The organism is Streptomyces sp. SID8352, assembly GCF_009862265.1.
In the GTDB taxonomy this organism is placed as follows: Bacteria; Actinomycetota; Actinomycetes; order Streptomycetales; family Streptomycetaceae; genus Streptomyces.
Genome location: NZ_WWGX01000035.1, coordinates 132591 through 158553, shown reverse-complemented (window position 1 = coordinate 158553; position 25963 = coordinate 132591). Strand labels below are relative to the sequence as shown.

Genomic DNA, 25963 nt, shown 5'->3' with positions numbered 1-25963 from the left:
GGCCCGGCGGGCGTCCGGGGCCGGTCGGATGCCCGCGGCACGGGCATCACCGCGCTCCGGCGTCGCCACCGCGCGCGTCCGGCGGACCGGGCCTCCCCACCGGTGCGCTCCCGTGGACGCAGGCGTGGGCCTTCGGGCCCGGCGTCGCCCACCACCGCCGCCGGGCCCGGCGGGCCCGTCCCGCGGCGGACACCGGACGGTCGTCTCCCCACATCCTCCGACACTCCCGCGCATCCGGCACGGCAGCACGCCCCGGACGCCGGCGCGGCCCGGCTCCCCGTCCGGGACATCGCCCCCCTGGTCCGGAGGCCGTCCGGACCGCCGGTGGCGGGCGCGGCACGGGCGGGCAGGGGCGCGCGGTGCCCTGTGCGGCGGCGGGCCGAGGGCTCTCCGCCGCCGCACGGGCCCGGGCCCGCCGCACGCGCCGCCCGTCCATCCGGACCCGGTCGCCACCCGTGCCGCGCACTCCGTCACCCGGCGGCCGCTGTCCGCGTCCGCCGTCCTGGAAGATTCCGGGGAAACGCCCGGAAGCGTCGCGGGTGCGCTCGCCACCGCGTTTCAACACGTTCACTCAACGCGCCCGAAGGACCCCTTCCGCCCACTCTCCGGTCCGGGGCTCACTGGTGGAAGCCGTTCCCGGAAGGAGCGGGACCGGAACGACGGGAAGGGAAGGGTCAGGATGACGCTGCTGCCCGGATGGTCCAGCCGACAGCACCGCGAGCTGCACGGCCCCGTGGAAGCGGCGGGACACACGTCGGGCTCACCCGTGTTCGCGGGACGGACCGCCCTCGTCGTGTCCGCCAGCCGGGGTATCGGATACGCCATCGCCACCGAACTCGCACGTCAGGGCGCCTGTGTCGCGCTGACCGCCCGCAACGGGGAGCCGCTGCGCGCCGCCGCCTGCGCCATCGCCGAGGAGACGGGGAGCCGGGTTCTGCCCCTCGTCGCCCACAGCCGCAAGGCCGCTGAGCGCCAAGCGGCCGTGGACGCCGTCATGGAGTCCTTCGGGCGTCTCGACATGCTTGTGTACACCACGGGGATCAACCCGGCCATGCACACACCGGTCATGGAACTCGACCTGGAGTCCGTACGGCACACCATGGAGACCAATGTGCTCGGAGCCCTGGGATACACGCAGCTCGTCTGGCATTCCTGGATGAAGGACCACGGCGGAGCGATCCTGATGACGAGCACGGTGGGCGCGACCGGGGGGTTCCGCCTCCCCGCGTACAGCGCGAGCAAGGCAGCCCTGAACCGGCTCACCCAGGACATGGCCGACCAGCTCGCGCCGCGCGTGCGCGTCAACGCGGTCGCTCCCGCGTTCGTCCGGACCTCCTTCATGGAAACCCTGATCACGCTCCCCCATGACACGATCGCGGCCAGCTATCCGATGGGACGCATCGGCGAGACCGGCGACATCGCTCACGCCGCCGCCTTCCTCCTGTCACCGCACGCCTCATGGATAACAGGCGTCACGCTGCCCGTCGACGGCGGCAAATCCGTCGCGGCCATCACCCACGACCGCGCTCATCCAGGGCCGGGCCAGCGAATCCACTGAACCGGGGCCGAAGCTCCACGGGCATACGGGAACCACCCGCCGCCGGAGTGGGGAACACGCACGGCCGTCCTTCTCACGGAAGGCGACGGCCGGGAAGAGGGACCGGCACACGCCCGTGCCGTGTCCGCCGTGGACACGCGCCTGAGCACACCGCCGGCCGAACGGAATCGGAAGAGAGAAGAAGGGAATCCCGGTCATGTCCGACGAAAAGACCCCCTCGGGCGGGGAATCCGCCGGCCTGTTCCTGATAGAGCAGGCCCTGGGCCTCGCCTACCCGGCGGCCCTGCGCGCCGCGGCCGTCACGGGCGTGGCCGACCACCTCTCGGACGCCCCCGCACCACTGGAGGAACTGGCACGGGCCACGGGTACCGACGCGGGGAACCTGCACCGGATCCTCCGGGTCCTCGCCACCCGCGGCGTCTTCCGCGAAGTCGGCGCGGGGCATTTCGTGCTGACCCCCGCGGCCGAACCCCTCCGCACGGACGCGCCGTCCTCGGTGCGGGCCGCGATCACCATGCTCACCAGCAAGGCCATCTGGTTCTCGTGCGGCGAGCTGGCCGTCCCGGTCCGCGGCGGGGACATCTCCTTCGACAGCGTCTTCGGGAAGAGGATCTGGGACTACTGGGGAGGCGATCTGCCGAAGGACGAGGAGTTCCACGCGGGGATGGCGTCCATGTCCGACCCCGAGATCCGCTCCCCTCTGCGGAGCTACCGGTTCCCGGACGGTGCCACCGTCGTGGACGTGGGAGGAGGACACGGCACCCTCCTCCTCCACGTCCTCGCGCAGAACCCGAGCCTGAACGGCGTCCTGTACGACCGGGAAAAGGTACTCGCCGGCCACCGGCTGGGGGAACTGGGCGCCGATGAACGGTGGGAGACCCGGGCGGGGGACTTCCTGGAGGAAGTACCGGCCGGGGACCTGTACCTGCTCAAGTACATCACCCACGACTGGGACGACGAACGGGCCGCCCGCATCCTGCGGAACTGCCGGAGGGCCATGGCACCCGGCGGGCGGGTGCTGGTGTTCGACGCGGTCATCCCGGAGGGCAACACACCGCACACCGGCAAGCTGCTGGACCTCATCGTGATGTCCGTCCTGCCGGGCCGGGAACGCACGGAGGACGGGTTCCGCCGGCTGTTCGCCGACGCGGGACTTCGCATGACCCGGGTCATCGGGACCGACAGCCACGTGTCCGTCGTCGAAGCCGTGGCCGCCTGACCGGGCATCCCGCACCTCGACGGACCCCGTCCCGGTCAGGACGGACCGCCCTCGGCAGGACCGCCGGAGGAAGGAACGCGCGGGAGGACCGGCGACCGCAACAGCGGGAGGCGCCGCCGGGCCGGGCGATGTCCCGCGCGTTCGGGCCGGGCCCGCGGTGTCTCGCGAGCGGCGGGCGGTTCCCCGGTCATGCCCGTGACGGTGGTGTGCGACCACGCGCCGTGTACCGCGCACCGTCCCGTCGTGTCCTCCTGTGCCTCGCCCGGTGCGGCCGCGGCCCGCGGTCTCCCCTCTCACCCGGCCGGTGTCCCGTGGGGTGAACTGCCCGGTGGGCATGGCGTGTTCGCGGTCCTGCGCACCGGACGACCGGTGGGCGCCGGACCGGCCGGCTGCCGCGTCATACCGGCCCGCCCCGGACCGTCCCGGCACCGCCCCCGGACCGTGACCGGAGGCGCACCGCGCACCCGGTGCGCTCGTACCCCGCTCCTGGCCGGACCGGGTCTCCGGGGCCTCCCTGCCCGGGGGCTTCGCCGGTCCGGGCCGCCTGCCCCGGCGGCCCTGTCCCGCCGCGGCGGAGGCGGAGGCGGGCGGTGCCGGACCTCGGCCAGGTCCGGCGCGGGACGGCCGCCGGCCCCGGGCCCGCGGCGCCCGCCGCGCATCCCGGTCCGCCCGTCTCCCCCGCCCGTACCGGCTACGCGGCCCGCGCCGCCGGTACGGGGTGGGCCGGGTGCGGGTCGGGGCGGCGGCGCAGGTGACCGTGCTGGTAGGCGAGGGCCACGGCGTGGGCCCGGTGCCGGGCCTGGAGGACGTCGAGGATGCGGCGGACGTGGCTCTTGACCGTGTTCACGCTCAGGTGCAGGCCGTCCGCGATCTCCTCGTTGCTCTTCCCCTCGGCGATGAGCCGGAGCACGTCCTGGCAGCGCCCGGTGAGGACCACCCACTCGCGCGGCTCGGGCGAGAGCCGGGCCAGCCAGCCGCGTTCGTAGCCGATGGCGACCATCCGCGCGCGTTCGCTGGTGCCCAGGCTCTTGCCCAGCCGGTCGACGTGGCGCTGCACGGTCGGCCGGGCCACGTGCAGGTGCCCGGCGATCTCGACGTTCTTGTACCCCCGGGCGACGCCCGACAGGACCTGGAGCTGTCTGCAGGTCGGCAGTACGGCCGCCTGTCCGGCCGTCCGCCCGGTGGTCCGCGGACCGGTGGTGGTCACGATGCCCCTCTCCTCTGCCGTCTCGGGAGGCGGCACGGGTGCCGTCTCCCCCGTGAAGAGACCGCACGGGGACATTCCTGACGCCGTTTGACGGAACGTTTTTCCATGTCCGCCAAGGGATTTGCCCCGACGGGCTCCCGCACCCCCGGACCGCTTCCCTCCGGTACAGCTCACCTGCCCCGACCAGGCGATTTTGCGTCCAGGAGAAAGTTGACCGATTTCATTGCGCTCCTGGGAAGGTGCCTCCACGATGGTCTCCACGTCACACGCAGCGTGTGACGTGGAGCACGGAAGGGCACGCGATTCGTGGACATAGACCTCGAGGAGCTTGCAGCGATCATCGAGCTGCTCGACAACGCCGAGTTCACCCAGTTCCGGTTCGAGAAGGGCGATCTGCGGATCGCGGTCAGCCGGGGCGGGGCGCCGCTCGAGCCCGCCGCCCCCGCCCCCGCGCCGTCCCCGGCACAGGCCGCGGCCCCCGGGCGGGCGGCCACCGGCGCGGCGACCGCCCCGGCCCCCGCGCCGGTGTCCGCGCCCGCCCCCGCCGCCCCCGCGGCGGGCTTCGACGAGAGCTCCCTCGCGGCCGACGAGACCCTGGTGCGGGCCCCGCTGCTCGGCACCCTCTACCGCGCCCCGAAGCCGGGCGAGCCGCCCTTCGTCGAGGTCGGTGACACGGTCGAGGCCGACTCGGCGCTGTGCATCGTCGAGGTCATGAAGCTGATGAACTCCGTGACCGCGGGCGTGCCGGGCGAGGTCACCCGGATCCTCGCGGCCGACGCGGAGCTGGTCGAGTTCGGCCAGCCGCTCTTCGTGATCCGGCGGCTGCCGTGACGCACCGGATCTTCATCGCCAACCGCGGCGAGATCGCCGTCCGGATCATCGAGGCCTGCGAGCGGCTCGGGTTCGAGACCGTGCTCGGCGTCTCCAGCGCCGACACCACGACCCTGGGCGCCCGCCGCGCCACCCGCTCCGTCGTCCTCGGCGGCCCGCAGTCCCGCGACAGCTACCTGTCCGTCGCCGGTGTCGTGCACGCGGCGGTCGAGACGGGCTGCACGGCGCTCCACCCCGGCTACGGCTTCCTGTCCGAGCGCGCGGACCTCGCCCGTGCCTGCGCCGAGAACGGCATCGTCTTCATCGGCCCCTCGCCCGAGGCCCTGGAGTCCCTGGGCGACAAGCTCAGCGCCCGCGCCATGGCGACCCGCCTGGGCGTGCCCGTCTCCCCCGGCGGCACGGCCACCTCGCTGCGGGAGGTCGAGCGGCTGGGCGCCGAGGTCGGCTTCCCGATCCTGGTCAAGGCCGCCCACGGGGGCGGCGGACGCGGCATGAAGCTGGTCACCACCCCCGAGGACCTCGCCGAGGCATGGGCGCTGGCCTCCTCGGAGGCCGAGGCCGCCTTCGGCGACGGCACCGTCTTCCTGGAGCGCTACGTCGCCGACGCCAAGCACGTCGAGGTCCAGATCCTCGGCGACCGGCACGGCCACCACGTCCACCTGGGCGAGCGGGAGTGCTCGGTGCAGTACCGCTACCAGAAGGTGGTCGAGGAGTCGCCCTGCGCCGCCCTCGACGCGGCCACCCGCGACGTCCTGACCACCAGCGCGCTCGCGATAGCCCGCGAGCTGGACTACGTCGGGCTGGGCACCGTGGAGTTCCTCTACGACGTGGCCCGCGGCGAGGTGGCCTTCCTGGAGGTCAACCCGCGCCTCCAGGTCGAGCACCCGGTGACGGAGCAGGTGACCGGCGTCGACCTGGTCCGCGAGCAGATCCTGGCCGCGCTCGGCGAGCCGCTCTCGGTCACCCAGGAGGACATCACCGTCACCGGCCACGCCATCGAATGCCGCGTCACCGCCCAGGACCCGGCCCGTGACCTGCTGCCCAGCCCCGGCCCCGTCACGCACTGGCGCCCGCCCGCGGGCGGCGGCATCCGCCTGGACACCCACATCTACCAGGGCTACGTGTTCCCGCCCTACTACGACGCCCTGATGGCCAAGCTCATCACCTGGGGCACCGACCGCGAGGCGGCCCGCACCCGCATGGAACAGGCCCTGGCCGGCTTCGGCATCGGCGGCCCGGTGACCTCCCGCGACCTGCTCGCCCGGATCATCGCCCACCCCGACTTCGCCGACGACTCGGTCACCACGCACTGGCTCGCCGACACCATCCTCACCGGGGGGTCCGCATGACCGCCGTCAGCCTCGTCGACGTCACCATCCGCGACGGCAACCAGAGCCTCTGGGGGGCCGTCGGCATCACCCGGCGCATGATCGAGGCCATGGCGCCCGACCTCGACCGGGTCGGCTACCGGGCCGTCGAACTGGCCAGCAGCACCCTGCTCGCCACATCGGTGCGCTTCCACCAGGAGGACCCCTGGGAGACGCTGCGGACCGCCAGGCGGCTGATGCCCCGCACGCCCCTGGCGTTCCTCACCACCGGCAAGCGGTTCATCACCTTCTACCGCACCCCCGAGTCCCTCTTCGAACTCGCCTTCACCCTGCTGGTCCGCAACGGCGTCAGCCGCCTGTGGGTGGTCGACCCCATGCACGACATGGAGGGCGCCCGGCGCATGGCGGAGATGGCCAAGCGCGTCGGCTTCACCGACGTGGTCGCCGGGATCTGCTACACCAACAGCCCCGTCCACACCGACGACTACTACGCCGCCAGGATCGCCGAACTCGACGCCTGCACCGCGATCGACAGCGTCTACCTCAAGGACCCGGCCGGCCTGCTCACCCCCGAGCGGCTGCGCTCCCTGGTCCCCGGGCTCCAGTCCTCCCTGCGGCGGCTGCGCCTGGACGAGATCCACAGCCACGCCACCACGGGACTCGCCCCGCTGACCCTGCTGGAGGCCGCCGACCTGGGCATGACCAAGCTGCACTGCGCCCTGCCGCCGCTGGCCAACGGCACCTCGCACCCCGCGGGCCCCCAGCTCGTGCGCAACCTGCGGGCCCGCGGCCACGAGGTCGACGTCGACACCGACGCGATGGAACGGGCCTCGGCCTACCTGCGGCGGCAGGCGAGGACCAAGCGGCTGCCCGTCGGCGCGCCGATGGAGTACGACGAGGCGTACCACCGCCACACCATTCCGGGCGGCGTCCAGTCGACGCTCTCCCGCCAGCTGCGCGAACTGGGCCGCCCCGAACTGTTCGACGCGGTCATCGAGGAGTCCGTCGAGGTCCGCCGCGACCTGGGCTGGCCGATCGTGATGACCCCCTTCGCCCAGTACATCGTCACCCAGGCGACCCTGAACGTGATCACGGGCGAGCGGTACAAGCAGCTCAGCGACGAGGTCATCGACCTGCTGCGGGGCGACTTCGGGCCGCTGCCGGGCGAGGTGGACCAGAACCTCCTCGACCGGGCGACGGCCACCCGGCGGGGCCGGCTGCCCGCCTCCGACGGCAAGGAGGAGGTGACCCTCGCCGACCTGCGGCACCGCTTCGGCGAGAACCTCACCGACGAGGAACTGCTGCTGCGGGCGGTCATGCCCGGCGAGCAGGTCGACGCGATGGTCGCGGCACGCCGGGAGTCCCCGGCCGCCGTCCTCAAGGGCCTGCTGCGGACCGCCGAGCGGCGGCCCGGCCTGAGCATGTCGGTCAGCAGCGGCACCACCCGGTTCACCCTCGAACGCGCGCCGGAGGCGTCGTCATGACCTCACTGGAGCAGATCCGCGGCTGGGTACTGGACGTCGACGGCTGCCTGGTCCGCACGAGCCGGGCCGGCGGACGGGGCGGCACCGCTCTTCCCGGCGCGGCCGGACTCCTGGCCGCGCTCCGGGCCGCGGGGCACCGCGTGATCGTGTGCACCAACGCCTCGGAGAAGGCCCCCGCCGCCTACGCCGACCACCTGCGCTCCATCGGCCTGCCGGTCGAGGACTCCGCGTTCGTCACGGCCGGCAGCGCCACCGTCGACCACATCCACGCCCACCACCCCGGCGCCCGTGTCCTGGCCGTCGGCGACGAGGGGCTCACGGTGCCGCTGCGCGAGATGGGCATCACCCGGGCCGGTGCGGACGACGCCGAACCCGCCGACGTCGTCGTGGTCGGCGCCGCCTCCTCGTACTCCGCCGCCGACCTCAGCGCCGCCGCCCTCGCGGTCGACGCCGGGGCCGCCTTCTACACCACCGTCGGCTCCGCCTGGTTCCACGGCGGCCTCGGCCGCTCCCTGGCCGTCTCGGGGGCCGTCGCGGCCAGCATCACCTGGGCCACCGGCACCGCCCCGGCCGTGGGGGGCAAGCCGTCCCCCGTCCTGGCCGCGTCGCTGCTGCGGCGGCTGGCCCTGCCCCCCGAACAGGTCGCCGTGGTCGGCGACGCGGTCGCCGAGATCGCCCTCGCCCGCCACATGGGCGCCCGGTCGGTGGCGGTGCTCAGCGGCGCCCTCACCCCCGCCGATCTCGACCGCATGACCCCGGACCAGCGCCCCGACCTCGTCCTGGACGACGTCGCGGAACTCCACCGCCGTCTGGGCCCCTCCCAACCCGCGTCACAGCAAGGAGTCTTCTCATGAGCGGTGAGGTTTCGCGCTTCCCCTTCTTCCACGAGACCCCGGCACCCGAGGGCGCCGAGGGGTGGGAGTCGATGTACCCCTACTACCTGCTCCCCCGCGAGGAGACCCGCGACTGGGAGGACTCCGTCCTCTGGTTCGCCGACACCATGCACTGGTCGCGCGGCGTCCACCCGTTCGACAGCATCGGCGCCGAGGCGGTCTACCTCGGCGCGGGCCAGAACAGCACCCGCATCTTCGTCCTGCCCACCTCGCTCGGCCTGGACGTCCGCGTCCACAACGGCTACGTCTACATCGCGGGCGTGCCGGTCACCGACCCCGAGGAGATCCGGCGCCGCGCCGTCCTCTTCCAGGAGCGGGCCGGCCACTACTACGCCAACTGGGACGAGCTGTACGCCAAGTGGAAGACCAAGGTGACCGACGCGGTCGCCCGCATGAGGACGATCAGCTTCCCGCCCCTGGGTGAGCTGGACCCGGTGGAGGTCGTCACCGAGGCCCGCGGCCGTTCCACCTCGTGGGACATCATCGCCAACTACCACCGGCTCATCGACGAGTTCTTCCTGGTCTGGCAGTACCACTTCGAGTTCCTGAACCTCGGCTACGGCGGGTACATCGTCTTCTTCCAGTTCTGCAGGCAGGCGTTCCCGCAGATCACCGAGCAGGAGGTCGCCCGCCTCGTCGCCGGTGTCGACGTCCTCGCCTTCCGGCCGGACGACGAACTGCGCAAGCTGGCCCGCAGGGCCGCGGACCTGGACCTGGTGGACGTCCTGTCGGGCCCCGGGACGGCCGGGGAGAAGTTCGCCGCCCTCGCCCTGAGCGAGAACGGCCGCACCTGGCTCAAGGACTACGAGGACGCCCGGGAGCCGTGGTTCAACTACTTCGCGGAGTACGGCTTCACCCACGACCAGGACACCTGGAACTCCAACCCCGAGATCCCCCTCCAGGGCATCGCCCGCTACGCCGCCCGCATCCGCGCCGGCGAGGACATCGCCCGCCCCGTCGAGCGGCTCTCCCGCGAGCGCGACGAGATCGTCGCCGAGTACCGCGCTCTCCTCAGCCCCCAGGAGCAGGCCCAGTTCGACGAACTGCTCGGCCTCGCCCGCAAGGTGTTCCCGTTCATCGAGGAGCACAACATCTACGTCGAGCACTGGACCCACACCGTCTTCTGGGAGAAGGCCTGGGAACTCGGCGACTTCCTCGTCTCGGCCGGGTTCGCCACCGCCCGCGACGACATCTTCTACCTCAACCGCTTCGAGCTCGACCAGGTCCTCGCCGACGTCGTGCAGTCCTGGGCGATCGGCGTGGAGATCCGCGGCAGGAAGAAGTGGGCCGACGTCATCGCCCGCCGCCGCCCGATCGTCGCCGCCCTCCAGGCCCGGACCGCCCCGCCCGCCTACGGCATCCCGCCCGAGGAGGTCACCGACCCGTTCGCGGTGATGAACTACGGCGTGACCACCGACCGGGTCAGGGAGTGGCTCGGCGCGTCCGACGGGTCGGCCACCACCCTCACCGGCATACCCGGCGGCCCGGGTGTCGTCGAGGGCCCCGTGAGGGTCCTGCGCACCGAGAAGGACCTCGCCCTCCTGCAGCCCGGCGAGATCCTGGTGGCCCCCATCACCGCCCCCTCCTGGGCCGCCGCCTTCTCGGTGGTCACCGGCGTCGTCACCGACATCGGCGGCATGATGAGCCACGCCGCCATCGTCTGCCGCGAGTACGGCGTGCCCGCCGTCGTCGGCACCGGCTTCGCCACCGCCAACCTCACGACCGGCCAGCGCGTCCGCGTCGACGGCAACACCGGCACCGTGACCATCCTGGAGGACACCCCGTGAGCGCGCCCGTCCTGACCCGCAGCACCTTCATCCTGCCCTTCTCCGACCCGGGCTGCCTCGACGCCCGCGCCGTCGGCGGCAAGGGCAAGGGACTGGCGGAGATGACCCAGGCGGGGCTGCCCGTCCCGCCCGGCTTCACCGTCTCCGCCGCCGCCTACCGGGACTTCCTCGACCGCGGCGGACTGCGCGAGCGGATCACCGCCCTCGTCGCCGGGGTCGACCTGCACGACGCCGCCTGCGTGGAACGCGTCTCCGGGACCCTGGAGGACCTGCTCACCGCCCAGCCGCTGCCCGACGAGCTGGCCGCCGAGATCACCACCGCCTACCACGCCCTGTGCGACCAGCTCGGCGTGCCCGGCCTGGCCGTCGCCGTGCGCTCCAGCGCCACCGCCGAGGACTCCGTCGCCGACAGCTTCGCCGGCGAGTTCGAGACCTGGGTCGACATCACCGGCGCCGACGACGTCCTCGCGCACGTCCACCGCTGCTACGCCAGCGTGTACGCGAGCCGCGTCCTGCACTACGCCCTCGAACGCGGCGTCGACCTCGCGGGCGTCGAGATGGCCGTCGTCGTCCAGAAGGTGGTCCGCGCCCGCTCCGCCGGCGTCATGTTCACCCTGGACCCCATCACCGGCGACCGCTCCCGCATCGTGCTGGAGTCGAGCTGGGGCCTGGGCCTGTCCGTCGTCGGCGGCGAGGTCACCCCCGACCGCTACACCGTCGGCAAGGTCGGCCTGCATCTGCAGGACAAGGTCCTGGGCGCCAAGCGCGTGGAGTACCGCGACGGCAGCGGCCCGGTCCCCGTCGCGGAGGACCGCCAGCGGGAGTTCTGCCTGCGCGACGAGGAGGCACTGGCCCTGGCCGCCCTCGCCAAGACCGTCGAGAGGCAGCACCAGGCCCCCCAGGACATCGAGTTCGCCGTCGACGAGGACCTGCCCGACGGCCGGAACCTGCTCCTGCTGCAGTGCCGCCCCGAAACGGTGTGGAGCGGCAGGGAGCGCGCACCGCGATTCGACGGGGCGGCGGGACTGATGTCCTGGATCACCGGCAGCATCAGCTCCGCCGCCTCCGGACAGGCACCCCGGGAGGCCGGTCATGACCACGGCTGACGACACCGCGCCCGCCCGCCCGGCCCCGCCCGCCCTGCTCGCCGAGCCCCCCGCCGGGATCCGCGAACGCTCCCGGATCGGCCACTACCTCGACTGGCTCGAACGCGAACGCGGCCTCTCCTTCGCCACCTACGACGAGCTGTGGACGTGGTCGGTGACCGACCTCGAAGCGTTCTGGTCGTCCGTCTGGGACCACTTCGGGGTCGTCTCGCACACCCCCCACCACCGGGTCCTGGGCTCCCGGGAGATGCCCGGCGCCCGGTGGTTCGAGGGCGCCACCCTCAACCTCGCCGAGCACATGCTGCGCCACCACGACCTGGACGACGAGACCGCGGTCATCGCCGTCTCCCAGACCCGCCCCGACATCGAGCTCACCTTCGGCGAGGTCCGCGAACAGGTCCGCCGGGCCCAGGCCGGGCTGAAGGCGCTCGGCGTCCGGCGCGGCGACCGGGTCGCCGCCTACCTGCCCAACATCCCCGAAACGATGATCGCCTACCTGGCCACCATCAGCCTGGGCGCGGTCTGGGCGAGCTGCGCCCCCGAGTTCGGCGCCACCGGTGTCCTGGACCGGTTCCGGCAGATCGAGCCGAAGGTCCTCCTGACCGTCGACGGCTACCGGTACGGCACCAAGCGGATCGAACGGGTCGACGAGGCACGGGAGATCCGCGCCGGGCTGCCCTCGGTCGAGCACGTCGTCCACGTGCCCTACCTGGGCCTGCCCATCGAGGCCGCGGTGAGCTGGGAGGAGCTGCTCGGCGGGCCCCTCGGCCCGGACGCGCCCCTGGAGTTCGAGGCCGTCCCCTTCGACCACCCGGTCTCGGTCCTGTTCACCTCCGGGACCACCGGCCAGCCCAAGCCCATCGTCCACGGCCACGGCGGCCTGCTGCTGGAGCACCTCAAGAACCACGCCCTGCACTGGGACCTGGGCACCGGCGACCGGCTGCTGTGGTTCACCACCACCGCGTGGATGATGTGGAACGCGCTCGTCTCCACCCTGCTGGTGCGCGCCGGCATCGTCATGATCGACGGCGACATCACCCATCCCGACACCTCCCAGCAGTGGCGGCTGGCCGAGCGCACCCGGCCGACCGTCATGGGCATCAGCGCCGGACTGCTCATGCAGTGCCGCCGCGAGGGCCGCCACCCGGCCAAGGAGTTCGACCTCGGCTCGCTCCACCAGCTCGGCGTGGTCGGCAGCCCGCTGCCCCCCGAGGGCTACCAGTACGTGCACGAGCAGTTCGGCGACGAGGTACTCCTCAACGTCGGCAGCGGCGGCACCGACGTCTGCTCCGGCATCGTGCAGGCCAACCCCCTGAGCCCGGTCTGGCTCGGGGAGATGTCCGGCCGCAGCCTCGGGGTGGACGCCCACGCCTTCGACGACCACGGCCGGCCGGTCGTGGGCGAACTCGGCGAACTGGTCATCACCTCGCCCATGCCCTCCATGCCGGTCGGCTTCTGGGGCGACACCGACGGCAGCACCTACCGGGCCGCCTACTTCGACGTCTACCCCGGCGTGTGGCGCCACGGCGACTGGATCCGCTTCAGCGGGACCGGGAGCTGCGTCATCACCGGCCGCTCCGACGCGACCCTCAACCGCGGCGGGGTGCGCCTGGGCACGGCGGAGTACTACCGGGTGGTGGAGGGCATGCCCGAGGTCTCCGACAGCCTCGTCGTCCACCTGGAGGACCCCGACGGGGGCGCGGGCGAGCTGCTGCTCTTCGTCACCCCCGCCGACGGCGCCGTCCTCGACGACGCGCTGCGCGGACGCATCCGCACCGCCATCCGCACCCGGCTCTCCCCCCGGCACACCCCCGACGGCATCGTCGCGGCGCCGGCCATCCCGCGCACCCGGACCGGCAAGAAGCTCGAACTGCCGATCAAGCGCATCCTGGCCGGCAGCCCGGCCGCGACGGTCCTCGACCCCGACGCCGTCGACGACGCGGAAGCGCTGGCGTTCTTCGCGGCGATCGGAGCGGACCGGTGACCCGCTACGAACCGCGCATCGACGTCGACGCCCTCACGGCGCTCGACTTCCACGCCCACATCGAGACCGACGGCCACGGCCACTACGCCCTCGACCAGGAACTCCTGGACGCCTCCGCCGCGTACTTCCGCGGCGGCCAGGACCGCACCCCCACCCTGGAGACCATCGCCGCCCTCTACCGCGAACGCCGCATGGCGGCCGTCGTGTTCACCGTCGACGCCAGCACCTTCCTCGGACGGCCCGCGCTGTCCAGCGAGGAGATCGCCGAGTCCTGCGCCGCGCACGCCGACGTCCTCGTCCCCTTCGGCTCCGTCGACCCCCACCACGGGGCGGAGGCGGTGAAGCGGGCCCGGCGCCTGGTCGTCACCCACGGGGTGCGGGGCTTCAAGTTCCACCCGAGCCTGCAGGCCTTCGACCCCTCCGACCGCGCCCACTACCCGCTCTGGGACGCCCTCCAGGAGCTCGGCGTCATCGCCCTCTTCCACACCGGGCAGACCGGCATCGGCGCCGGCCTGCCCGGCGGGCGGGGCATCAAGCTCCGCTACTCCGACCCGATGCTCGTGGACGACGTCGCCGCCGACTTCCCGCACCTCGACATCGTCCTCGCCCACCCGTCGGTCCCCTGGGCCGACTCGTCCCTCTCCATGGCGACGCACAAGGCCAACGTGCACCTCGACCTCTCCGGCTGGTCACCGAAGTACTTCCCGCCCCAGCTGGTGCGCCAGGCCCGGACGCTGCTCCAGGACAAGATGCTCTTCGGGTCCGACCTGCCGGTGCTCATGCCCGACCGGTGGTGCGCGGACTTCGAGAAGCTGGAGATGCCCGAACCGGTCCGCCACAAGATCCTCAAGGGGAACGCCGTGCGCCTGCTGGGACTCGGGGGGACGCGGTGAGCGAGCCGCCGGGCCAGCCTCCGATCGAATCGGTCGACCGCGCGCTGCGGCTGCTGACCATCCTCCACGACGGCACCGAACTCAGCGCCACCGACGCCGCCCAGCGGCTCGGTGTCGTCGTGTCGACCGCCTACCGGCTGCTCTCGTCCCTGGTCTACCGCGGCTACGCGGTCCAGGGCCGCGACCGCCGCTACCGCCTCGGCCCCGCCCTCGTTCCCGCCTCGGCCACGCCCCTGACCCTCGGCGGGCTGCGGGCCCTGGCCCACTCCTCCCTCGAGACGCTGCACGAGCGCACGGGCGAGACGGTCCAGCTCATGGTGCTGGAGCGGCGCAGCATCCGCTTCGTCGACGGGATAGAGAGCGAACTGCCCCTGCGGGTCGGGGTCCGCAACGGCGAGAAGATGCCGGCGCACTGCTCGGCCGGCGGCAAGGCGCTCCTGGCGGCGCTGAGCAACGCCGACCTGGACCGCCTCTACCAGACGGGGCTGCCGGTCTGGCCCACCGCCAAGCTCGGCGACCTCGGCACCCTGAAGCGGCAGCTGGTCCGGGTGCGGCAGCAGGGCTACGGCCGCAACGACGAGGAGACGGAGCAGGGGGTCAGCGGCATCGGCATGGCCGTCACCGATGTGCTCGGGCAGCCCGTCGCCGCCCTCACGGTGGCCGTCCCCACCGCCCGGTTCACCCGGGACCACATCGACGCCTGTCTCACCGCGCTCGGCGCCGCCGCGGCCGGGACCGCCGACCGGCTGCGCAGCGCCGCCTCGGCCGGCTCCCCGCCGGCCGCGGCGGACGGCACCGGCCCGGCGGGGGCCGGGAGCGGCGCGGACGACGGGCCGGAACGCACATCCGCCGCGCGACGGGCGCGTACGGAGAATCCCGGAGGAGAAGCATCATGACCCTCAGAGACAAGAGGACCCTGGTCACCGGAGCGGGCCGGGGCATCGGCCGCGCCATCGCCCTGGCCTACGCGGCGGAGGGCGCCCGGGTGGCCGTGGCGGACGTCGACGACGCGGCCGGCGAGGAGACGGTCGCGCTGATCGGCGGCCTGGGGGGCGAGGCGTTCTTCGCGCACACCGACGTCACCTCCGAGGCGGACCAGAAGGCCCTGGTCGACGCGGTCGTCGTGGCCTGGGGCGGTCTGGACGTGGCCTGCAACAACGCGGGGGTCGCGCCGCCGATGACCCCGCTGGCGGAGATCACGCCGGAGCTCTGGCACCGGGTCATCGACGTGGACCTGACCGGGGTCTTCCTCGGGGTCCTCCACCAGCTTCCCGCCATGCTCGCCGCCGGGGGCGGGACGATCCTCAACATGGGCAGCATCCTCAGCCGGGTCGCCTTCCCGGGGCTGACCCCCTACACGGCCGCCAAGCACGGCGTGGACGGGATCACCCGGCAGATCGCCCTCGAGTACGCCGCCCGGGGCATCCGCGCGGTCACCATCGGCCCCGCCTTCATCCGCACCGGCCTGGAGGCCGCCCTCGAACCCGCCGTGCGGGCCGACCTGGACGCCCAGCACCCGGCGGGGCGCATGGGCGACCCGGAGGAGGTCGCGAGGGCGGCCGTGTTCCTCGCCGGTGACGGCGCCTCCTTCATCAACGGCGCCTACATCCCCGTGGACGGGGGCTTCCTCACCCGGTAGCCCCCGCGGCCCGCGCCGGTGCGGCCGGCGCGCGCCGCGCGGACGCCGCGCCGGGCACGGCGCGATGCCGGGCACGGCGCGATGCCGGGCACGGCGTGATGCCGGGCACGGCGTGATGCCGGGCACGGCGCGATGCGATGCCGGGCGCGGTCCCCGCCGGGGCGCCGCGCCGTTCGGCCGGTCCGGGCGGGGCTCTCCCGCCGGCGGGGACCGCGCGGCGCGGAGCAGCGCCCCGCCCGCCGCCGGACCGCGTTCGCCCGCGAGGCCGGAGCGAACAGCGAGGCGCCCTGGACCGGCGTCGGGAACGCCCGCGCCCGGGCCCGGCGCTCCTGCCCGGACAGGTGCGGCGCCCGTTCGGCCGGACGGGCCGCGGGCTTCTCCCGGTGTCCCGCGCGCAACGAGCGGACGGCCCGCGCCACCGCCTCGTCGCGGGCAGCCGGGGCCCGGGTCGTTTCCCGCCCCTCCGGTCCGGAATCGGGCAGCGTGACGCCGTGACACTGCGTCAACATCCACTTATCGCCAAACCCTGGCCAAAAACACACACCCATGTATAGCCTCTGTCACACATCACTGACATGTCAGTGATGTTCCAAGGTTCGCGCGGCAGTGCATGGCGTGGACTCGCGCTGCTCTTCGTACTCCGAAGCCATCCTCCACAGAGGTCGCACATGAAGAAGTCACCGAGAATCAGCGGCGTCGTGGCCATCGCCACTGCCCTCGTCGCGCTCACCGCCTGCTCCGGCGGGAACGGAGCGGACGGTGAGAACCGGGCGAAGCCGTTCGGGGACTGCGAGGTCACCGAGAATCCCCCGGTCCACGAGATGAAGACGAGGAAGGACGGCGAGCTGACCGTCGCCGCCTCGCTGCCCTTCCCCGCGGGATACCGGGGCAACACGCTGGATTCCATCGACGGCGGCTACATGTACTGCCTCGACGCGGAGATAGCCAACCGGGCGGGCCTGAAGAAGATCACCCTGGTCAACGCCTCCTTCGAGGCGCTGGTGACGGCCAAGACGTCGAACTTCGACTTCGCGGTGTGGGACATCCTGGTCACCCCGGAGCGCCGCAGGGCCGTCGACTTCGCCAGCCCGTACAACACCTACGAGACCGGTGTCCTCACCAAGACCGGTTCCGGGATCTCCCGGTCCGGCATCAAGAAGGCGACCGTCGGCGTGCTGGCGGGGTCGCTCCAGCTGAAGTTCGCCGAGGACACCCTGAAGCCCGGGAAGGTCCGGGTGTTCAACTCCAACGACGACCTCTTCAACTCCGTGCTCTCCGGCCAGATCGACGCCGCCCTGAACGACACCGCGACGGTGATGCCGCGTGCCGCCAAGTCGGACGGGAAGCTGGAGGTCGTCGGCAGGTACCCGGTCGGCGGCGACGTCGCGCCGCTGTTCCCGAAGGGGTCGCCGAACGTGGCGGCGGTGAACGCGATCCTCGCCGACATGGAGAAGGACGGCACCCTCAAGGCGATCATGGACAAGTGGCTCAACCCGATCCTCGGCGGCGACCCGAACGCGCTCCCCGACTGGAGTGCCTGAGCATGAGCGCGGCAACCCTCGACAAGGGCACCGCCGACGGGTCCGCGCCCGGCGCGGAGGGCTCAGCCCCGGCCCGTCCGCTGCGGACCTCGGGATACCTCGGCGCGGCCGCGGTCCTCGCCCTGCTGACCGCCGTCCTGTGCTACCAGTTCGCCGGGACCCTGCTGACCGGACCGATGCCCAGGCTCCTGGCCGGTGCCGTCCTGCCGGTGCTCGTCCTGGGCGGGCCGCTGCTGCTGGCCCACCAGCGCAACCGGCTCTCGGAGGAGGAGTGGGAGGCCGGGCGCCACACCGAGTCGCGGGTCGCGGCCGCCCGGTCCAGGAACGCCTCGGTGTCCTCCCTGGGCCTGACGGGCTTCGTCGCCGTCGTGGCGGTCGCCGGGCTGCTCGTCTTCACCAACGACGGCGCGGTCCAGAAGACCTTCTTCAACATGTCGTTCATGACCCGGAGCCTGGGGGACGTCTTCGGGGCCCTCCTCATCAACATCCAGATCGCCGTCGGCGCCCAGCTCCTCGCCATGACCTTCGGCCTGCTCCTCGCCGTGGCGCGGCTCCTGCCCGGGAAGGGCTTCTGGCCGGTCCGGGTGCTGGCCATCGCGTACATCGACGTGTTCCGCGGCATCCCGTCCGTGGTGCTGATCTACCTGGTCTGCTTCGGACTGCCCCTGACCGAGGTGCCGGTGCTCAGCGAGGGCGACCCGGTCGTCTACGCCATCATCGCCCTGGCGCTCACCTACAGCGCGTACAACGCCGAGCTGTACCGCGCCGGCATCGAGTCCATCAACCCGGGGCAGACCTCCGCGGCGCTCTCCATGGGCCTCTCGCAGCCGGACGTGCTCAGGTTCGTCATCCTGCCGCAGATGTCGCGGAACATCGCCGCGCCCATGCTGAGCCAGTTCATCGGGCTGCAGAAGGACACGGCGCTGGTCATCGTCGTCGGCATCATCGACGCCTTCAGCCAGGCGAAGATCTACTCCGCCAACGACTTCAACCTGTCCGCGGTGACCGCCGTGTGCTTCGTCTTCGTCCTCGTGACCATCCCGCAGACCCGCTTCGTCGACTACCTGCTGGCGCGCTCCGGCACAAAGCTGAAGAGAGTCTGACATGACGACAACCGCACATGTGGCCCTGGAAGAGGTCACGAAGCAGTACGGCGCCACCACGGTCCTCGACCGCGTCGACCTCTCGGTGGAGCGGAACGAGGTCGTCACCCTCATCGGCGCGTCCGGGTCCGGGAAGTCGACGCTCCTGCGCTGCGTCAACGGGCTCGAACCGATCCAGGGCGGAAGGATCTCGCTCAACGGGGACGTCGTCTCCGGCGACGGGGTCGACCTGGTCAGGCTGCGCCGCCGGGTCGGCATCGTGTTCCAGAGCTTCAACCTCTTCCCGCACATGACCGTCCTGCGCAACTGCACGCTCACCCCCGTCCGCGCCAAGGTCGCCACGAAGGCACGGGCCGAGGCCGACGCGCGCGTCATGCTCGAACGCGTGGGCCTCGGGGACAAGGCGGACGCCTATCCCGAACAGCTCTCGGGCGGACAGCAGCAGCGGGTGGCGATCGCACGGGCCATGCTGATGCGCCCCGAGGTGCTGCTGCTGGACGAGATCACCTCGGCCCTGGACCCGGAGCTGGTGATCGAGGTGCTCAACCTCGTCCGCGAACTGGCGGACGACGGCATCACGATGATGATGACCACCCACGAACTGCCCTTCGCCCGGGAGATCTCCTCCAAGCTCTGCTTCCTGCACAAGGGGAACATCCTGGAGCAGGGCCCGCCCGAGCAGATCTTCAACGAGCCGCGCAGCCCCGAACTGAAGAACTTCCTGCGCCGCATCCACGAGGCGGGACGGAACTGAGGGACCGCCCGCCGGCCCCTCCCTCCCGCCGCGCCGCACCCCTGCGGCCACCGGCCCCCTTTCGCACGAGAACCCTATGGACAACGGGAGTTGACGATGCCTCAGCCCTACGACGTGAAGAACTTCTTCAAGTACCTCGGCTACCCCGGCGGCGACCAGCCGTACTGGTCGAAGGACCTGCGGACCCTCTCCGTCTACTGCCGGGGGGACGCCGCGAACCTCGCCGCCCTGCTGGAGCCCACGCCGTTCGAGCCGGCCGACGACCGGTTCGTCGTGCAGATAGCGGACTTCGGCAACGCCACCCCGGGCGCCTTCTACGACTCCGGGATCGTCATCCCGGTCCGCTACAAGGGCACCACGGCGGTGACCTACTTCTTCGAGTTCGAGGACCAGCACTGGAGCGTGGCCTTCGGCCGCGAGGTGTGGGGCTACCCCAAGCAGTACGCCGAGATCGAGCTGACCGACGACGAGGACGGCGCCCGCGGCACGGTCACCCGCGCCGGGTCCCAGATCTTCCGCATCGCCATGTCGGCCCGGGAGGGCCACTCCGCCGACGCCTGGTCGGACATGCGCCTGTACCCGCACCTCCAGGTCCACGCGCTCCCCGAGGCGAACGGGCCCGGGTTCAAGACCTTCGAGATCATCTCCCGTGACACCTCGAAGGACTTCGTCCTGCGGCACAAGTCGTTCGGCCCGGCCGAGGTCGACCTCTCCCCGGCCCTCTCCGTCAACGGCGTCGAACTGGAACTGGTGGAGGTCCTCGGCGGCGAGTACTCCGTCGGCGACTACGCCTGCACCGTCGAGAACGGCATCTCCACCGTCATCGACGACCTGCTCGCGGCCCCCGCGGCACAGGACACCCGGGCCGCGGCCACCCCGTAGCCTGCTCCCAGTCAACCGCCCACGGCGCCAACGGCCCTGCCGTTGGCTCCCTCCCCCACAAGAGAGGTCGTCCGGTGTGTTCCGTGAAGGTCGTCGGCGATTCAGCGGCCGACGGTGAGGCGTCCCCGCCGAGCCTGCTCAGCACCTCGGCCTACAACGCCCTGTGCTCACGCCTGGTGCGCTGCGAGATCATGCCCGGGGAACGGCTCAGCGAGCCGGAGCTGCGCAGCGGGCTCGGCCTGGGGGCCTCCCCCGTCCGCGAGGCGATCAGACGGCTCGCCTTCGAACGTCTCGTGGTGGTGTACCCCCGCAGCGGCACCTACGCCACCGACATCGCCCTGAAGAACTCCCGCTCCGTGACCGAGCTGAGGCTCGAACTGGAGTCGCTCGCCGCGGTCCTGGCCTGCCGCCGCGGATCGGACGCGGAGAAGCAGCGCCTGCTGGCACTCGCCGAACGGCAGGCGGAGACCGCCAACCTCCAGGAGTGCATCGACCTGGACGCCGCGTTCCACCGCGCGATGTACGCGATGACCCGCAACGTGCACCTCGCGGCCACCGCCGAGATCCACTTCAACCTCGCGCTGCGCCAGTGGTACTTCTGCTCGAAGGTCGTCACCTCCCCCGGCGGCACCGCGGTCGACCACCGCCCGCTGGCCGAGGCCATCGTCCGGCAGGACACCGGGGCCGCCGCCGAGCACATCCGCGAACACGTCCTGCACGACTCCCAGAACGTCGTGCGGATCCTCACCGACTACGGACTGTAGGCACCGCCGCCCCGCGCGGCCCCACCCGAGGAGTACCGTCCCATGCCGGCCGATCACGCCACCGCCCCGCCCGCCGGCCCGCCCGGCCTCTTCTCCCTGGCCGGCCGGACCGCCCTGGTCACCGGCGCCGGCGGCGGCCTGGGCCGTGCCCAGTGCGAGGCCCTGGGCACGGCGGGCGCCCGGATCATCGCCTCCGACCTCCACCCGGCCGCCGCCGAGGAGACCCGCGCGTACCTCGCACGACGGTCAATCGACTGCTCGGCCCTGGAACTCGACGCCACGAGCACGAGCGCCGTCGAGGCCGCCTTCGACGCCCTGGAGGCGGCCGGGGACCTCCCGGACGTCCTGGTGAACAACGCGGGCGTCTCCCTGCGCAACAGCGCGCTGGAGGCCACCCCCGAGGAGTTCGACACCACCCTCGCCGTCAATCTGCGGGCCACCTACTTCACCGCGCAGCGCGCGGCACGCGCCATGCGGGAACGCGGGGGCGGCCGGATCATCAACCTCGCCTCCATCGGCGGCCTCGTGGTCGACGGCGAGCGCTCCTCGGTCTACGACGCCTCCAAGGCCGCCGTCGTCCAGGTCACCAAGAACATGGCCTACGAATGGGGCCGGTACGGCATCAGGGTCAACGCCATCGCCCCCGGCTACATGCGCACCGCCATGACCACGGACCTCCTGCCCGACCGGGCCGAGGAGGACCGTCTCGTCGCCACCCACATCCCGCTCGGGCGCATCGGCGAACCCGGCGACCTCGCGGGCGCGGTGGTCTTCCTGGCCTCGGACGCCTCCGCGTACGTGACCGGCCACACGCTCACGGTCGACGGCGGCTGGGTGGTGTCGCTCTGACTTCCGCTCCACCGCCCCGGAGGGCGGGGATTCCCGCCACGGCCGGCCGGCCGTCCCGGTGAGTTCCCGCTTCACCGCGCCGTGCCGGGACAAGTCCCGGTCCCACCCGCGCTCCGCAGGCTGACACGGCCGGTCCGGCCGCCTTCGCGACGGCAGCGGCACCCGGCCGGTGACGGCCGCTCCCCCGCCGGCCGGGTGTCCCGGCGGCGGGGGAGGCACGCGCGGCCGCGCCGCCGGGAGGCCCGGGGCGCGGACACGCCTCAGCCCAGGCGGCGCGTCCTGCGGACCACCACGGCGGCCGCCGATCCGACCGCGACCAGCAGGGCCCCGGTGGCGGCCAGCAGCCAGTTGTCCGACCCCGCGCCGGTGCTCGCGAGCGACCCGTCGGAACCGGACTGGTCCGGGCCGGACCCGTCCGGACCGCCGGAGCCGTCGGAACCGCCGGGGCCGTTGGGGCCCTCGGAGCCGCCGGGGGCGGACGGCAGGCCCGGGGAGGCAGTGGGCTGCGGGCTCGTCGGGGTGTCCGACGGCGTCGGGGAACCGCTCGGGTCGGGCCCCTGCGACGGGTCCGGGGAACCGCTCGGGTCCGGGCTCTCCGACGGGTCCGGGGAACCGCTCGGGTCGGGGCTGCCCGACGGGTCCGGGGAACCGCCCGGGTCGGGGCTCTCCGACGGGTCCGGGGAACCGGTCGGCTCCGGCGTGGACCCCTCGTCGCAGCCGGGCAGGTCGCCCTCGAAGGGATAGGCGTGCAGTTCCTGGCCGCCCGACTGGCCCTCCGACGTGTGGGTCAGTGAACCGGCCGTGTAGAAGCGGCCGTTGGTGCCGCTCATCGAGAGCGTCGTCATGCTCGACGGGTCGCCGACCAGCACGCTGCCCTGGAACTGGGCGGCCCCCCTCAGCCGGATCTCGGTGGCGTCCGGGAAGTTCCACATCAGGCGCTCGCGCAGCCCCGTCTGGGGCAGGGCGTCCATCAGCGTGCTGATGGCGCGGCTCGCGCCGTAGATGTTGACGAGGACCGTAGCGCCCTGCGGGATGTTCTCGAACCTGATGTCCTGCGCGCCGCCCTGGGCGTTCGCCAGGTCGGCGTCCAGGGAGAAGACCTGGAGAGCGGAGGTGCCGTCGCCCGTGAAGACCCTCTCGTGGCCCGCGTCCTCCACCGTCCCGGTGGCCGGGCGCCGGTGGTCCTTGCCGTCGTCGTAGGCGTAGCACTGGCTGGCCAGGGTGAGCCGGCCGCGCAGGGCGGTGTACGGGGCCACCGCGTCGGCGTCCTTGACCGGGTCCGGGGAGACCGTGCCGCTCAGGTTCCGCCCGTACTTGACCACGCCGTGGCTGGTGCCCTCCTCGGCGAGCAGCCGTTCGCCGCTCGCCACGGTCAGGTCCCGGCCCACGGTGAGGTAGTCGGAGCCGTCGGGCGGCGGCACCCGGGAGCCGACGCCCGCGACGCCGACGTTGTAGATCTGCGAGACGCCCGCGCGCTTGTCCATGTCGAAGTCGCCGAGGACGACGGCCTTGCCCTCGGCCTCGGCGGCGGCCTCCCGTACCAGGAAGTCCCCGCCGACGAAGATGTTGACGTTGCCGTCGTGGTGGGTGACGGGACCGTTGTTCAGGCCCGGCCAGTCGGTGGGGCAGTCGCTCCCCAGGCAGGGGCCGAGCCCTCCGGGGAGCGGAGCGGCCGCGGCCGCGGGCGCCAGCGCGCCGGTCATCGCCACCGCCGCGGTCACGGCCACCGCGACGCGCACGGTTCTTCCGCCACCGCGTCTCAGCTTATATATCCTCATACGGGTCAATATGCAGCACATCTCACAGAGAGTCACCTCGCCGGGGTGATAGTGATGCGAAACACCCTGAAACGTCCAGGTCATGCGACTCCGCGTATTCGCTTTGACGTGCACATTTTTGACGGGCCGTCGGGCGCCGCGGACGGTGCGCGGGAGGGGCACCGGCCGGGGCGGGGCCCCCGACAAAGTGATGACCCGGGCGGCGGGGCCCCTCCGTTCCGTGATGGACCCGTACGGGAGTCCCCCGCCGGGGCGGGCGGCCGTCCGGGGCCTCCGCGGCCTGACGCCCCGGGGCGGGGGACGGGGGCGCCGGTGCCGCGCCCCTGCCCCCTGACGCCCCGTCCGCGTGGGCGTGGGCGGGGCGTCAGGGGGCGGCCGGCCTGTCCAGGGAGTGGACGGTGACCGGGCCGCCGAAGAGGGTGTCCTCGCGCAGGGGGGTGAAGCCGAGCCGTTCCGCCACCCGGAGCGAGGCGGCCCGGGGTGACCGTCCCGCGGGGCTCGCGGCCCGGCAGTACGGCCCGGTGCACGCCCACGGGGAGTACGACGTGGAGTGCGACACCGGTGCGGCGGACCCCCGGGCGTGCGCGCTGCGGATCAAGGAGGCCCTCGCGTGCCCTCCCCGCCCCTCCGCCTTCACCCGTCTGCGACGGCGTCATCTGCCCGACGGCGTGTGAGCGCCGGGCGGGCCCGGGGGCGCCCGGCGGGGCGTCGTCGGGGCGTCGCCGGGAGGCCGTCGGGGCGCCCGTCGGGGCCCCCTTCTCCCGTCCGTGGTGCCGGGCCCGTGTCCGTACGGCCGCCGCGGCCGCGCCTTCTGTGACGCACTTCACTGTTTGAAGGAACCGGGATCCGATCATCTTCTCGTCAACGACAGAGGACCCACGCTCCGCATCGGGAGGTGGGTCCTCGGCGTGTCCGGGGGTCCGCGCGCCTCTTCGGAGGGGGCGTGGGGCCGCGCGTCCGCGGGGCCCTGGCCGGGGCCGGCCGCCTGGATTCTCACGGGTCCTGGGCGGCGGGCCCCCGGAACCGGAGAGGCCCGTCATGACGGTACACATCGAGGGCGTGCACCTCGCGATCCTCGTGATCGCCTGTCTCGTGGGGTACGCGGTCCACCGCCGTTCGCCGGGGCAGCCCGCGGCGGCCGGCGGTCCCGCGGAGGCGATCATGGTCGCGGCGGCCGTGGTGACCGCGCTGGTGCTGCTCTTCACGGGTGCGGAGACGGGCCCGCCGGAGGTGCCGCCCCCGCCGGCCGGTCCGTCGCACCCCTCCCCCGGCGCCCCCTCGGCGCCGCCCGGGCCGTGAGCCGTCACGGGCCGTCAGGGCGGCGGGCCCTCCCCCGGCCCGGCCCCTTCCCCGGTCGGCACCGCGTCGGCGCGCCGGGCGGCGGGCCGCGGGGCGGTTCACGGGGGCGGGCCGCGGGGCGGTCAGAACAGCCGGCGGACGGCCTCGACCGCGCGGGCCAGGTGGGGTTCGGTGCGGTCGGCGCGGTGGGCGACGGCCAGGTCGATCGTCGCCGCCGGGCGGACCAGGGGCCGGTAGACGACGCCGTCGAGGGCGAGCGCGGTCACCGGTTCGGGCACGACCGCCGCGCCGAGCCCTCCCGCGACGAGGGTGATGAGAGTCGAGGTCTCCCCGACCTCGTGGCGGATGCGGGGGTCGACGCCGGCCTCGCGCAGGAGGCCGAGGACGACGCCGTGCATGACCGAGTGGCGGTCGGCCGCGTGCACGATCAGGTCGGTGCCGGCGAGGTCGGCGGCGCGCACCCGGGCGCGTGCCGCGAGGGGGTGCTCGGCGGGGAGCGCCACCACGAGGCGGTCGCGGCGCAGGGTGTGGACGGTGAGGGAGGGGTCGGCGGCGACCGGGCGCAGCAGGGCGACGTCGATGGTGCCGCCGCGCAGCGCCTCGACCTGGTCCGGGGCGAGCATCTCGCCGCGGAAGGAGAAGTCGATGCCGGGCAGTTCGGTGGCGAGGTGGCGCGAGAGGGCGGGCAGGAGGCTGTAGGTGGCGGAGCCCACGCAGGCGAGGGTGAGGTGGCCGACCGCGCCGGCGGCGACCCGGCGGGCGTGGTGGGCGGCCTCGTCGACGTCGGCGAGGATGGCCCGGGCGCGGCCGAGGTAGGCGCGGCCGGCGTCGGTGAGGTCGACGCGGCGGGTGGTGCGCCGGAGCAGGAGGACGCCGAGTTCGTCCTCGAGTTGCCGGATCGCCTGCGAGAGCGGGGGCTGGGCCATGTGGAGGCGCTGGGCGGCGCGTCCGAAGTGGCGTTCCTCCGCGACGGCGACGAAGTAGCGCAGTCTCCGCAGATCCATAGTCCTCGTGTCTCAATCGGGGCGGATATGGATACTTCACGATACTGGCGCCCGGGTCTA

22 protein-coding genes and 1 pseudogene are annotated in these 25963 nt (G+C 73.1%); 20 read left to right on the top strand and 3 right to left on the bottom strand.

The features are described from left to right. Positions 1 to 679: 679 nt before the first annotated feature. On the top strand, positions 680 to 1558 hold the full coding sequence (locus tag GTY84_RS12165; RefSeq protein ID WP_161226201.1) for an SDR family oxidoreductase: 879 nt from the start codon (positions 680 to 682) through the stop codon (positions 1556 to 1558). A gap of 196 nt (positions 1559 to 1754) precedes the next feature. Next, positions 1755 to 2777, top strand: coding sequence for a methyltransferase (locus tag GTY84_RS12160; protein ID WP_161226200.1), 1023 nt, complete (start codon positions 1755 to 1757; stop codon positions 2775 to 2777). A gap of 691 nt (positions 2778 to 3468) precedes the next feature. Here the strand turns inward: GTY84_RS12160 and GTY84_RS12155 are convergent. Continuing rightward, positions 3469 to 3984, bottom strand: coding sequence for a helix-turn-helix transcriptional regulator (locus tag GTY84_RS12155; RefSeq protein ID WP_161226199.1), 516 nt, complete (start codon positions 3982 to 3984; stop codon positions 3469 to 3471). A 306-nt stretch (positions 3985 to 4290) separates the two neighbouring features. On the opposite strand from GTY84_RS12155, the gene accB reads away from it, so the two are divergent. The 16 genes from accB (at position 4291) to GTY84_RS12075 (ending at position 21822) form a co-directional block, all read left to right on the top strand. Continuing rightward, positions 4291 to 4815 carry an acetyl-CoA carboxylase biotin carboxyl carrier protein gene (gene accB / locus GTY84_RS12150; protein WP_161226198.1) on the top strand — a complete coding sequence of 175 codons (525 nt, stop codon included), beginning with the start codon at positions 4291 to 4293 and terminating at the stop codon, positions 4813 to 4815. Beyond that, the gene (locus GTY84_RS12145) at positions 4812 to 6164 is read left to right on the top strand and encodes a biotin carboxylase N-terminal domain-containing protein (RefSeq protein ID WP_161226197.1); all 1353 of its coding nucleotides are present in this window, start codon (positions 4812 to 4814) and stop codon (positions 6162 to 6164) included. Before accB ends, GTY84_RS12145 begins: the two co-directional genes overlap by 4 nt. Next, positions 6161 to 7627 carry a pyruvate/oxaloacetate carboxyltransferase gene (locus GTY84_RS12140; RefSeq protein WP_161226196.1) on the top strand — a complete coding sequence of 489 codons (1467 nt, stop codon included), beginning with the start codon at positions 6161 to 6163 and terminating at the stop codon, positions 7625 to 7627. Before GTY84_RS12145 ends, GTY84_RS12140 begins: the two co-directional genes overlap by 4 nt. Next, positions 7624 to 8481, top strand: a complete 858-nt coding sequence (locus GTY84_RS12135) for an HAD hydrolase-like protein (RefSeq protein WP_161226195.1) — start codon at positions 7624 to 7626, stop codon at positions 8479 to 8481. Before GTY84_RS12140 ends, GTY84_RS12135 begins: the two co-directional genes overlap by 4 nt. After that, entirely contained in the window at positions 8478 to 10307 is a 1830-nt protein-coding gene (locus tag GTY84_RS12130; protein ID WP_161226194.1) for a PEP-utilizing enzyme, read from the top strand. The genes GTY84_RS12135 and GTY84_RS12130 overlap by 4 nt, the downstream gene beginning before the upstream one ends. After that, the gene (locus tag GTY84_RS12125; RefSeq protein ID WP_202550901.1) at positions 10304 to 11413 is read left to right on the top strand and encodes a PEP/pyruvate-binding domain-containing protein; all 1110 of its coding nucleotides are present in this window, start codon (positions 10304 to 10306) and stop codon (positions 11411 to 11413) included. The genes GTY84_RS12130 and GTY84_RS12125 overlap by 4 nt, the downstream gene beginning before the upstream one ends. Beyond that, a complete protein-coding gene (locus tag GTY84_RS12120; protein WP_161226193.1) occupies positions 11400 to 13397 on the top strand; it encodes an acetoacetate--CoA ligase in 1998 nt (665 codons plus the stop codon). Before GTY84_RS12125 ends, GTY84_RS12120 begins: the two co-directional genes overlap by 14 nt. Continuing rightward, positions 13394 to 14290: an amidohydrolase family protein gene (locus tag GTY84_RS12115; protein WP_345943414.1), complete on the top strand. Its 897-nt coding sequence runs from the start codon at positions 13394 to 13396 to the stop codon at positions 14288 to 14290. The genes GTY84_RS12120 and GTY84_RS12115 overlap by 4 nt, the downstream gene beginning before the upstream one ends. Further along, on the top strand, positions 14287 to 15186 hold the full coding sequence (locus GTY84_RS34920; protein ID WP_161226192.1) for an IclR family transcriptional regulator: 900 nt from the start codon (positions 14287 to 14289) through the stop codon (positions 15184 to 15186). The genes GTY84_RS12115 and GTY84_RS34920 overlap by 4 nt, the downstream gene beginning before the upstream one ends. Beyond that, the gene (locus tag GTY84_RS12105; RefSeq protein WP_161226191.1) at positions 15183 to 15929 is read left to right on the top strand and encodes an SDR family NAD(P)-dependent oxidoreductase; all 747 of its coding nucleotides are present in this window, start codon (positions 15183 to 15185) and stop codon (positions 15927 to 15929) included. The genes GTY84_RS34920 and GTY84_RS12105 overlap by 4 nt, the downstream gene beginning before the upstream one ends. Before the next feature lie 668 nt (positions 15930 to 16597). Further along, positions 16598 to 17470 carry an ABC transporter substrate-binding protein gene (locus tag GTY84_RS12100; protein ID WP_161226190.1) on the top strand — a complete coding sequence of 291 codons (873 nt, stop codon included), beginning with the start codon at positions 16598 to 16600 and terminating at the stop codon, positions 17468 to 17470. A 2-nt stretch (positions 17471 to 17472) separates the two neighbouring features. Then, positions 17473 to 18573 carry an amino acid ABC transporter permease gene (locus GTY84_RS12095; protein ID WP_161226189.1) on the top strand — a complete coding sequence of 367 codons (1101 nt, stop codon included), beginning with the start codon at positions 17473 to 17475 and terminating at the stop codon, positions 18571 to 18573. Position 18574: 1 nt separating this feature from the next. Further along, complete coding sequence (locus GTY84_RS12090) at positions 18575 to 19327, top strand: amino acid ABC transporter ATP-binding protein (RefSeq protein WP_161226188.1); 753 nt, start codon at positions 18575 to 18577, stop codon at positions 19325 to 19327. Between the two features lie 96 nt (positions 19328 to 19423). Next, positions 19424 to 20209 carry an acetoacetate decarboxylase family protein gene (locus GTY84_RS12085; protein ID WP_161226187.1) on the top strand — a complete coding sequence of 262 codons (786 nt, stop codon included), beginning with the start codon at positions 19424 to 19426 and terminating at the stop codon, positions 20207 to 20209. A 74-nt stretch (positions 20210 to 20283) separates the two neighbouring features. After that, positions 20284 to 20973, top strand: coding sequence for a GntR family transcriptional regulator (locus GTY84_RS12080; protein WP_161226186.1), 690 nt, complete (start codon positions 20284 to 20286; stop codon positions 20971 to 20973). 42 nt (positions 20974 to 21015) lie between these two features. Then, positions 21016 to 21822: a glucose 1-dehydrogenase gene (locus GTY84_RS12075; protein WP_161226185.1), complete on the top strand. Its 807-nt coding sequence runs from the start codon at positions 21016 to 21018 to the stop codon at positions 21820 to 21822. A gap of 260 nt (positions 21823 to 22082) precedes the next feature. Here GTY84_RS12075 and GTY84_RS12070 read toward each other — a convergent pair whose 3' ends face one another. After that, positions 22083 to 23561 (bottom strand): choice-of-anchor A family protein, encoded by a 1479-nt coding sequence (locus GTY84_RS12070; protein ID WP_345943413.1) that lies wholly within the window; start codon positions 23559 to 23561, stop codon positions 22083 to 22085. A gap of 500 nt (positions 23562 to 24061) precedes the next feature. Between GTY84_RS12070 and GTY84_RS12065 the strand changes: the two are divergent. Next, positions 24062 to 24274 (top strand): annotated as a pseudogene (locus GTY84_RS12065) (chloramphenicol phosphotransferase); the annotation flags it as partial. Between the two features lie 364 nt (positions 24275 to 24638). Further along, positions 24639 to 24899: a hypothetical protein gene (locus GTY84_RS12060; protein WP_161226184.1), complete on the top strand. Its 261-nt coding sequence runs from the start codon at positions 24639 to 24641 to the stop codon at positions 24897 to 24899. Between the two features lie 122 nt (positions 24900 to 25021). Here the strand turns inward: GTY84_RS12060 and GTY84_RS12055 are convergent, their stop codons facing one another. Further along, positions 25022 to 25903 carry a LysR substrate-binding domain-containing protein gene (locus GTY84_RS12055; RefSeq protein ID WP_161226183.1) on the bottom strand — a complete coding sequence of 294 codons (882 nt, stop codon included), beginning with the start codon at positions 25901 to 25903 and terminating at the stop codon, positions 25022 to 25024. Positions 25904 to 25963 lie beyond the last annotated feature (60 nt).

Coding starts and splice junctions, on each gene's coding strand:
- GTY84_RS12165 (WP_161226201.1), top strand. CDS start 680: ATGACGCTGCTGCCCGGATGGTCCAGCCGACAGCACCGCGAGCTGCAC.
- GTY84_RS12085 (WP_161226187.1), top strand. CDS start 19,424: ATGCCTCAGCCCTACGACGTGAAGAACTTCTTCAAGTACCTCGGCTAC.
- GTY84_RS12140 (WP_161226196.1), top strand. CDS start 6,161: ATGACCGCCGTCAGCCTCGTCGACGTCACCATCCGCGACGGCAACCAG.
- GTY84_RS12075 (WP_161226185.1), top strand. CDS start 21,016: ATGCCGGCCGATCACGCCACCGCCCCGCCCGCCGGCCCGCCCGGCCTC.
- GTY84_RS12160 (WP_161226200.1), top strand. CDS start 1,755: ATGTCCGACGAAAAGACCCCCTCGGGCGGGGAATCCGCCGGCCTGTTC.
- GTY84_RS12105 (WP_161226191.1), top strand. CDS start 15,183: ATGACCCTCAGAGACAAGAGGACCCTGGTCACCGGAGCGGGCCGGGGC.
- GTY84_RS12120 (WP_161226193.1), top strand. CDS start 11,400: ATGACCACGGCTGACGACACCGCGCCCGCCCGCCCGGCCCCGCCCGCC.
- GTY84_RS12090 (WP_161226188.1), top strand. CDS start 18,575: ATGACGACAACCGCACATGTGGCCCTGGAAGAGGTCACGAAGCAGTAC.
- GTY84_RS12100 (WP_161226190.1), top strand. CDS start 16,598: ATGAAGAAGTCACCGAGAATCAGCGGCGTCGTGGCCATCGCCACTGCC.
- GTY84_RS12130 (WP_161226194.1), top strand. CDS start 8,478: ATGAGCGGTGAGGTTTCGCGCTTCCCCTTCTTCCACGAGACCCCGGCA.
- GTY84_RS12135 (WP_161226195.1), top strand. CDS start 7,624: ATGACCTCACTGGAGCAGATCCGCGGCTGGGTACTGGACGTCGACGGC.
- GTY84_RS12055 (WP_161226183.1), bottom strand. CDS start 25,903: ATGGATCTGCGGAGACTGCGCTACTTCGTCGCCGTCGCGGAGGAACGC.
- GTY84_RS12095 (WP_161226189.1), top strand. CDS start 17,473: ATGAGCGCGGCAACCCTCGACAAGGGCACCGCCGACGGGTCCGCGCCC.
- GTY84_RS12060 (WP_161226184.1), top strand. CDS start 24,639: ATGACGGTACACATCGAGGGCGTGCACCTCGCGATCCTCGTGATCGCC.